Below are 6,747 nucleotides of genomic sequence, written 5' to 3' on the forward strand. Positions count from 1 at the left end.
TTGTTTTGGGGTCATCGCAACGGTGGGATGAAATCGCCGCGCCCTTCGGGTGTGAGGTCCAGGATATTCCACAATGGCCAGGCGGAATCCACGTGACGTGGATGCCAATTGCTGGGCTCGAAAAACATTTCTGATCCCCAGAAATGATGAATTCCACGCGCATCACGGTGAAACACGTTTAGGATCGGTAACTGGTTTCCCTCACCATTTTCGGCCAGGTAGTCGCGTTGATACGTCGTACCAAGGGCGGAATAGAGCGGAAGATTGTGCCAGCCCATCGCTGTCCTGAGATCACCGAGTTTTTGCGGCGTGTTTTGTGCCACGACAGCGATCGAGACGCTTTGTGAGAGATGGGCAATCTGCCCGTTCAGCCCATCCAGAAATGCCGAACACATCGGGCAGGGCGTGGTCGCATCTGGCCCATACATCAATGAGTAGATGACCAAAGTGTCTCGGGCACCGAAAATCGATGATAAGGGGGCTGGCTCGTTGGAAAGAGTGTGAAAGACATAGTCCTCAGGTATATCGCCACCTTTTGGTAAGGCGCGGCGCAGGGCGGCCACGTCTTCAATTCTTCCGCGTAGTTCAACCTCGGCCGCCAGAAGGGTTGCTCGGGCTGCTCTGTAATCTGCTGTTTCATTTGGGAAAGTCACGGGCATGGGATTCTCCTGCTTAATATTTAACAATAATGTTAAATTAAAAAGAAGCAAAAATCAAACCAATCGGGACAGGCTGATAAGGGTAATTTCGTTTAGGGGGAAAGTGATAAATTTTTCCCTTTGTGGGGGAAAATCTCGTGATTAACCTGCTTGCACCTGTTTCAGGACGTGACCAATCGCGGCTTTTGCTGCCTTTCAGGAGATTACTTCATGGGAAAACGCGACGAATTGATCGCCAAATATGCAGAAGATCTGAAGTCCAAATGCGGAATGGACGCAGATATGGATCTGTTGACCAAAGTCACCATAGGCTGTGGCCCGGCCATCTATGATGCTGATGCCTCCACTGTGGCCGCCAGTCAGGAAGGTGAGATCGAAACGGTCAAGAACAACTTCCTGATCAAAAAGCTGGGTCTATCGGATGGGCCGGAGTTGACGGAAGCGATCAACAAGGTGCTGGAAACTTATGGCATGTCCGAGCGCAACAAGTACCGTGCGGTGGTCTATTACATGCTGACCAAGCATTTTGGCAAAGAATCCGTCTACGGCTGAGCGTAATTGATTTTTGCAGCACCCGTCAGATCTCTGGCGGGTGAATCCAATTTTATGCACTTGGCCTTTGTGTGGACCGCCCGATCTCGCATAGTATCAGACTGTGACTAGGACGGTCAGAGCCAAAGATTTCCATACGCGTGTGGTGAGTAGGGAGCACGCGGGGGTAGGGAAGGTTCTGCATCCGTCGGAACCTTCCCTAATTTTGTCTGAGTTCATCCAGAAGACGGGCTATGAATTCGTCGAAACTTCTTGGTCTTGAGCCTGAGTTTCTTTGCTGGCCGCCTCCGCTGCCAGCCAAGTAAACCTCAACATGACCAGGCCGGGTCTTGCTGTTTGAGTTTGTGAAATCCCTTGAAACACCCCCAAGTGCAGCGGCGGCAAGTTCCGCGATTTCCGCATCAGTCGGGTGGTAAAAACGAACCTGAGTTTCCCTGACCGAGTAAGGAACCCTTGCAGTCGCAACAATATTTGCCCGCCCCGTCGCAAGCGCCTGCAGTGCTTTATCGCTGGCGTCCCCCGAAACCCTGGCCGGCACAAACAGCGAAACATCCAATGTCGCATTGCGCGGTGAAATTGGCAGCGGCTTGACTTCGAAATTGGAGGGAGATGTTGAAACCAGCAAATTCTGTAAAACCTGGTCGTTTATTTCTGAGGCATCGGGGAATGACGTGAACAGAGCTGGCGTGCCAGTGATCTTGGCAAACGTGTTCTCGGGTGCCGGAGAACTTACCGGTGATGCGGTGCCGGAATGGAGCTGCGGAACCTTTGCCCACTCTGAGGGAACATATAATAGCGGAGGATCGAATGGACCTTCCGGCAAAGTCTGTGCTGCCTGTTCGGTCGATTCTGATTGGGCAGTGTTTTGCGAAAGCGGCTTGGTCTGGACTGCATCATTCAAAGATGTGTCCCCTGACCCTTCTGACAGTGGCGAGCTGACATACATATTTGGGAGCTCCCCGTCCAAAACCTCTTCGGTATTCCAGTCTGATACTTCTGAAGAAACGCCAGGTTCTGAAGCAAAAGACAGAACCCCTTCCTTCTCGTCGCCCTGAAATTCCTGAGAAGTTCGATCAGAGCTCAAAATAACCGGATCGGTAGCGGATGTCGGCCCCTCATTCGTCGGCGGCGCTTGGGACGAAGGGTTTTCTGCAATGCCCCACTGTTGAGCTATAGCCTGCCAGTCGATTTCGATCCTGTTTGCGGTCCAATGCAGGAAAGCCCCAAAGAACATGGCTGCCATGACGATGGCAACTCCTCGCAGGTGTCTTTTTTGCCGCTTTGGCTCTTTTGGCTGGGTAAGTATGTGAGGGCGATCCACGGCCGTACTCTCGGGCCGCTTTTTTTGGGACGGAAACAGATCCGTGATTTCGGCACCTTCTGGTGCGGATTTTGCTCGCGCAGACCCATTGGCCTCGGCAAGAGCACTTGCCCGTTGTTTCCGCGCCTCTTCCAGACGGGCTTCCCAGGTTTTCGTTTCGCGTACAGCACCGGCGTCTTCGAATGTCCCACTGCTGTCTTCAGCGTCAGACATGGGTTCAAACTTTCACAAAAGATCGAACTGTATTTGGCCCACACCGCCGGGCTTGCGATTGTCGAAAAACCGCAGCTTATCAGCCCCCAATTCGGCGTAGACCGGAAATAATAACATTTTTCCGGGTCTTTGAGAAGGTTTTGGCCTGTACCGGCCGATGGTGTCAGCCTGCGTCGGTCCCTCCGAGGGCGCAGATCACGGCCCATTCCTCGGCGCTGACCGGCTGAACCGACAGGCGCGAGTTTTTCACCAGCACCATTTCGGTCAGTCGTTCATCGGCCTTGATCTGGTCCAGCGTGACCGGCGAGGAGAAGGGTCGAACCGCCGTGATATCCACACATTCCCAGCGGTCATCGTCGGTGGTGCTGTCCGGGTGGGCTTCGGCGCAAACCTCGACGATTCCAACGATCGCCTTGTCCTTTTGCGAGTGGTAAAAAAATCCACGATCGCCTATAGCCATTTGGCGCATGAAGTTGCGCGCCTGATAGTTGCGCACGCCGTCCCATTCTTCGCCTACATCCCCTTTGGCAACCTGTTGATCCCAGCTCCAGGTCGAGGGTTCGGATTTGAACAGCCAATATGCCATCAGCCTATAACCTTCTTCCAGGTTATCAGATCGACGGACTGAAACAGCCCGGCCTTGGCATAGGGGTCATTGTCGGCCCAGCCTTGCGCGGCGGCCATATCCTCGACCTCGAGGATAATGAGCGAACCGATCATCGCATCGCCGTCAAGCAAAGGTCCGGCCTGTGCAACAACGCCGGTTTCCTCGATATAGGTCAGATGGGCAGCGCGGTTATCCAGCCGGGTTTGCAGGGCGCCATCCTTGTCTTTGGCGATGAGGGCGATTAGCATGTTATTCCTCCTTGAGGGGTCGATTGAGCAGGGTTTGAATGGCCTCGGTCACACTGTATGTACCGTGGCTCAGGTCTGCCACTGTGGCACTTATAGGCATGTCCAGCCCCTCAGTCTTGGCGATCTGAGACATGGCGCGCGCGGTGGCGACGCCTTCGACGGTGGTGTGGCTGTCAAAATCTCGGTTTAGACCCAAAGACAGGCCAAAACGGTAATTTCTGGACAGTTCGGACGAACAGGTCAGCACCAGATCCCCCAGCCCGGACAAGCCCATCAGAGTATCGGACTGTGCTCCGCGCATCAGGGCGAACCGCTGCATCTCGGCAAAGCCGCGCGTCATCAGGGCAGCGCGGGCGCTGTCACCCAGACCAGCACCGATGGCGGCCCCGCATCCGATAGCCATGACGTTTTTCAATGCTCCGCCTAGCTCGGCCCCCACCACGTCGGTGGTACGGTAAAGTCGCAGATTGGTGGTGGTCAGCTGGTGCTGCAGGCTGTGGTTCAGATCGGTGTCAGCGCAGGCCAGCGTCAGGGCCGTGGGAAGGCCACGCGCGATGTCATCGGCAAAGCTGGGTCCGGTCAAAAGGGCAGGGTGCGCATCGGGGATTGTCTGCCTGATCACAGAAATAGGACCAAGCCCTGTTGTCAGTTCGATCCCTTTACAGCAGGCGACCAGAGTTTTTTCCGCCAAAGCTGCGGCATGTTCCGTCAGTGCCGCGCGTAGCTTCTGCATCGGAACGGCCAGTAACAAAACATCGGCCGCGACCGCGTCTTGAATGTCAGGCGTAATCGATACGTTGTTCGGCAAGGTCACATTTGGCAGGCGTTCAATATTCTCGCGGCGGTGCTGCATGATCTGGGCGTGCTTGGGGTTGCGTGCCCACAAAGTGACCGGTCCGTTTCCGGCCAGCGAGATTGCCAGCGCCGTACCAAACGCACCCGATCCCAGTACGGAAACGCTCATGCCTTGGCTCCTTTCTTGCCGCCGCCCAACATGGCGGGGCTGGTCTGGTCCAATGGCCAGCGCGGCCGGGCCGTCAGGTCCAGTCCATCCCGTGCACCGGTGCGAAACCGCTCTAACCCGGCATAGGCAATCATCGCCGCATTGTCGGTGCACAAAGCAAGGGGTGGCGCGGTGAAGCGCGCGCCTTTTTCGGCGCAAACAGTCTCTAACGCAGCTCGAATGGGGGAATTGGCTGCCACCCCCCCGGCCACGGCGATCACCGGCTCGGATGGGTTTTCGTCCAGATACAGGTCCATCGCGCGGCGGGTTTTTTCGGCAAGCGTGTCTACGATAGCCTGCTGAAACCCGGCACATAGATCAGCGCGGTCTTGGCGTGTCAGGCCGCCTTTTTCGGCAACGATTTGGTCTCGCATCCGCATCAACGCGGTTTTGAGCCCAGAGAAAGACAGATCACATCCAGGCCGGTCCAGCAGAGGCCGGGGAAACCGGAATCGCTTGGGATCGCCCGACCTCGCTTCGGTTTCGACTGAGGGACCACCGGGTTGCGGCAGACCCAGCAAACGGGCGGTCTTGTCGAAAGCTTCGCCCGGTGCGTCGTCGATGGTGCCGCCTAGACGGGTGAAGCGTTCTGGCCCGTGTACGATCAGGTACTGGCAATGTCCGCCCGATACCAACAGCATTAGGTAAGGAAAGGTGATCCCATCGGTCAGGCGTGGGGTCAGGGCGTGACCGGCCAAATGATTCACTCCAACCAGCGGCAGGCCGGTGGCCGCGCTTAAACCCTTGGCACACATGACACCGGAAATCACACCACCGATCAGGCCCGGCCCGGCGGTTACCGCAATGGCATCCATGTCACCCAAAGTCAGCCCTGCAGCGTCCAGCGCCTGAACAACGCAAATATCCAGTTTTTCCGCATGCGCCCGTGCGGCAATCTCGGGGACCACGCCACCAAAAGCGCTGTGCAATTCGGTCTGGCCATGCACCACCGAGGACAACACCTCGGCCACCTCGGCACCAGATTGGCGCACGACTGCGGCTGCTGTGTCGTCACAGCTGCTTTCCAACCCGAGAACGGTAAGTGTTTGCACCATTGGCCCGATCCGTTACATCTTGATTGCCAAGCGGGGTATCACCCTGCGCCGACGCAAACAATCCCAAGGCCGGGGGCGCCGACCGTTGTATTTGTTGATGACCCGCCCGCGCGCCGCCTCTGAAAGGTTTGTCGCGCAGCTGCCTGCCCGAACTATTTCCCGGGTCCAGGTCATCTATTCTCCGATTCTCGATATCAGATCGTTGAGGGTCGAGGTCGATATGCGTGGCATGAAGGGGCTAATTTTTACGTCGGCAAATGCCGTGAATGCCGCGGTATCCTTGGGTCTGGAGCGTGAAGTGCCCGCCTATTGCGTAGGCTCGGCGACCACCCAAACAGCTATTGGGGCGGGGTGGGCGGCGCAGATGGTCGGCACAACTGCGGAAGAGTTGGTAGCCCATTTGTTACAATATCGGCCCGACAGTCCTTTGCTGCATCTGCGCGGCGAACACAGCCGGGGCGACATCGCCACCCGCCTGACCGAGTCGGGGCTGACCGTCCGTGAGCAGCCGGTGTACCAACAAAGCCTGTTACCGCTGACATCCCAGGCCATAGCTGCGGCCTGCGGTGCAACGCCGGTGATTGCCCCCATTTTTTCGCCGCGCACGGCGCGACATTTTGCCGACATTTGGACCGGGTCTGCGCCCCTGTGGCTGGCCGCCATCAGCGACGCCACGGCCGAATCCCTTTATTCATTGGACTATGCGCGGCTGAAAATTGCCAAAGAACCAACCCCCAAGAAAATGCGGAAAGCTGTGAAAAAGCTTGTAAAACATGCGATGCGGGTTGAGGGCGGCGAGGCCACCGATTAACTTAGGCTGGTCTGTTATTCATGTGAAATTGGATTCGATAAGGGGAATGTTGCGGTGGCTGGGAAAAAGAAATCCGATGAAAAGCCGGTGGAAGATCCCAAATCGGATGATGTGATTGAGTCCGGCCCAACACCGGAAGACGCAACCCTTGACGCGGAAGATGCGCTAGAAGAGGCCCTTTCCGAAGCCGAAGCCGAAGCCGAAGCCGAAGCCGAAGCCGAAGCCGAAGCCGAAGCCGAAGCCGAAGCCGAAGCCGAAGCCGAAGCCGAAGCCGAAGC

8 protein-coding genes and 1 pseudogene are annotated in these 6,747 nt (G+C 56.6%); 3 read left to right on the top strand and 6 right to left on the bottom strand.

What is annotated here, in order from left to right:
- Positions 1-11: 11 nt before the first annotated feature.
- The gene (locus ACR0IY_RS11940) at positions 12-659 is read right to left on the bottom strand and encodes a DUF899 family protein (protein ID WP_480673498.1); all 648 of its coding nucleotides are present in this window, start codon (positions 657-659) and stop codon (positions 12-14) included.
- A gap of 210 nt (positions 660-869) precedes the next feature.
- Between ACR0IY_RS11940 and ACR0IY_RS11945 the strand changes: the two genes are divergently transcribed.
- Complete coding sequence (locus ACR0IY_RS11945; RefSeq protein ID WP_480673500.1) at positions 870-1,211, top strand: DUF2853 family protein; 342 nt, start codon at positions 870-872, stop codon at positions 1,209-1,211.
- 199 nt (positions 1,212-1,410) lie between these two features.
- Here ACR0IY_RS11945 and ACR0IY_RS11950 read toward each other — a convergent pair whose 3' ends face one another.
- From ACR0IY_RS11950 to tsaD, 5 genes are all read right to left on the bottom strand, one after another.
- Positions 1,411-2,745, bottom strand: a complete 1,335-nt coding sequence (locus ACR0IY_RS11950; RefSeq protein ID WP_480673502.1) for a hypothetical protein — start codon at positions 2,743-2,745, stop codon at positions 1,411-1,413.
- Positions 2,746-2,908: 163 nt separating this feature from the next.
- A complete protein-coding gene (locus ACR0IY_RS11955; RefSeq protein ID WP_480673505.1) occupies positions 2,909-3,331 on the bottom strand; it encodes an EVE domain-containing protein in 423 nt (140 codons plus the stop codon).
- Positions 3,331-3,600 (bottom strand): YciI family protein, encoded by a 270-nt coding sequence (locus ACR0IY_RS11960; RefSeq protein WP_480673507.1) that lies wholly within the window; start codon positions 3,598-3,600, stop codon positions 3,331-3,333. The genes ACR0IY_RS11955 and ACR0IY_RS11960 overlap by 1 nt, the downstream gene beginning before the upstream one ends.
- Position 3,601: 1 nt before the next feature.
- Positions 3,602-4,564 carry an NAD(P)H-dependent glycerol-3-phosphate dehydrogenase gene (locus ACR0IY_RS11965; protein WP_480673509.1) on the bottom strand — a complete coding sequence of 321 codons (963 nt, stop codon included), beginning with the start codon at positions 4,562-4,564 and terminating at the stop codon, positions 3,602-3,604.
- Complete coding sequence (gene tsaD / locus ACR0IY_RS11970; RefSeq protein WP_480673511.1) at positions 4,561-5,658, bottom strand: tRNA (adenosine(37)-N6)-threonylcarbamoyltransferase complex transferase subunit TsaD; 1,098 nt, start codon at positions 5,656-5,658, stop codon at positions 4,561-4,563. The genes ACR0IY_RS11965 and tsaD overlap by 4 nt, the downstream gene beginning before the upstream one ends.
- 97 nt (positions 5,659-5,755) lie before the next feature.
- Here tsaD and ACR0IY_RS11975 point away from each other — a divergent pair, with 97 nt between their 5' ends.
- Both ACR0IY_RS11975 and ACR0IY_RS11980 read left to right on the top strand, forming a co-directional pair.
- Positions 5,756-6,469, top strand: coding sequence for a uroporphyrinogen-III synthase (locus tag ACR0IY_RS11975; protein WP_480673513.1), 714 nt, complete (start codon positions 5,756-5,758; stop codon positions 6,467-6,469).
- A 54-nt stretch (positions 6,470-6,523) separates the two neighbouring features.
- A pseudogene (locus ACR0IY_RS11980) lies at positions 6,524-6,747 on the top strand (hypothetical protein); the annotation flags it as partial.

It is taken from the genome of Ruegeria sp. BC1 (genome assembly GCF_056539305.1).

What these genes read in the sequence shown, in the direction of transcription:
- ACR0IY_RS11940 (WP_480673498.1), bottom strand. Translation starts at nt 659, where the DNA reads ATGCCCGTGACTTTCCCAAATGAAACAGCAGATTACAGAGCAGCCCGA.
- tsaD (WP_480673511.1), bottom strand. Translation starts at nt 5,658, where the DNA reads ATGGTGCAAACACTTACCGTTCTCGGGTTGGAAAGCAGCTGTGACGAC.
- ACR0IY_RS11955 (WP_480673505.1), bottom strand. Translation starts at nt 3,331, where the DNA reads ATGGCATATTGGCTGTTCAAATCCGAACCCTCGACCTGGAGCTGGGAT.
- ACR0IY_RS11975 (WP_480673513.1), top strand. Translation starts at nt 5,756, where the DNA reads ATGACCCGCCCGCGCGCCGCCTCTGAAAGGTTTGTCGCGCAGCTGCCT.
- ACR0IY_RS11960 (WP_480673507.1), bottom strand. Translation starts at nt 3,600, where the DNA reads ATGCTAATCGCCCTCATCGCCAAAGACAAGGATGGCGCCCTGCAAACC.
- ACR0IY_RS11950 (WP_480673502.1), bottom strand. Translation starts at nt 2,745, where the DNA reads ATGTCTGACGCTGAAGACAGCAGTGGGACATTCGAAGACGCCGGTGCT.
- ACR0IY_RS11945 (WP_480673500.1), top strand. Translation starts at nt 870, where the DNA reads ATGGGAAAACGCGACGAATTGATCGCCAAATATGCAGAAGATCTGAAG.
- ACR0IY_RS11965 (WP_480673509.1), bottom strand. Translation starts at nt 4,564, where the DNA reads ATGAGCGTTTCCGTACTGGGATCGGGTGCGTTTGGTACGGCGCTGGCA.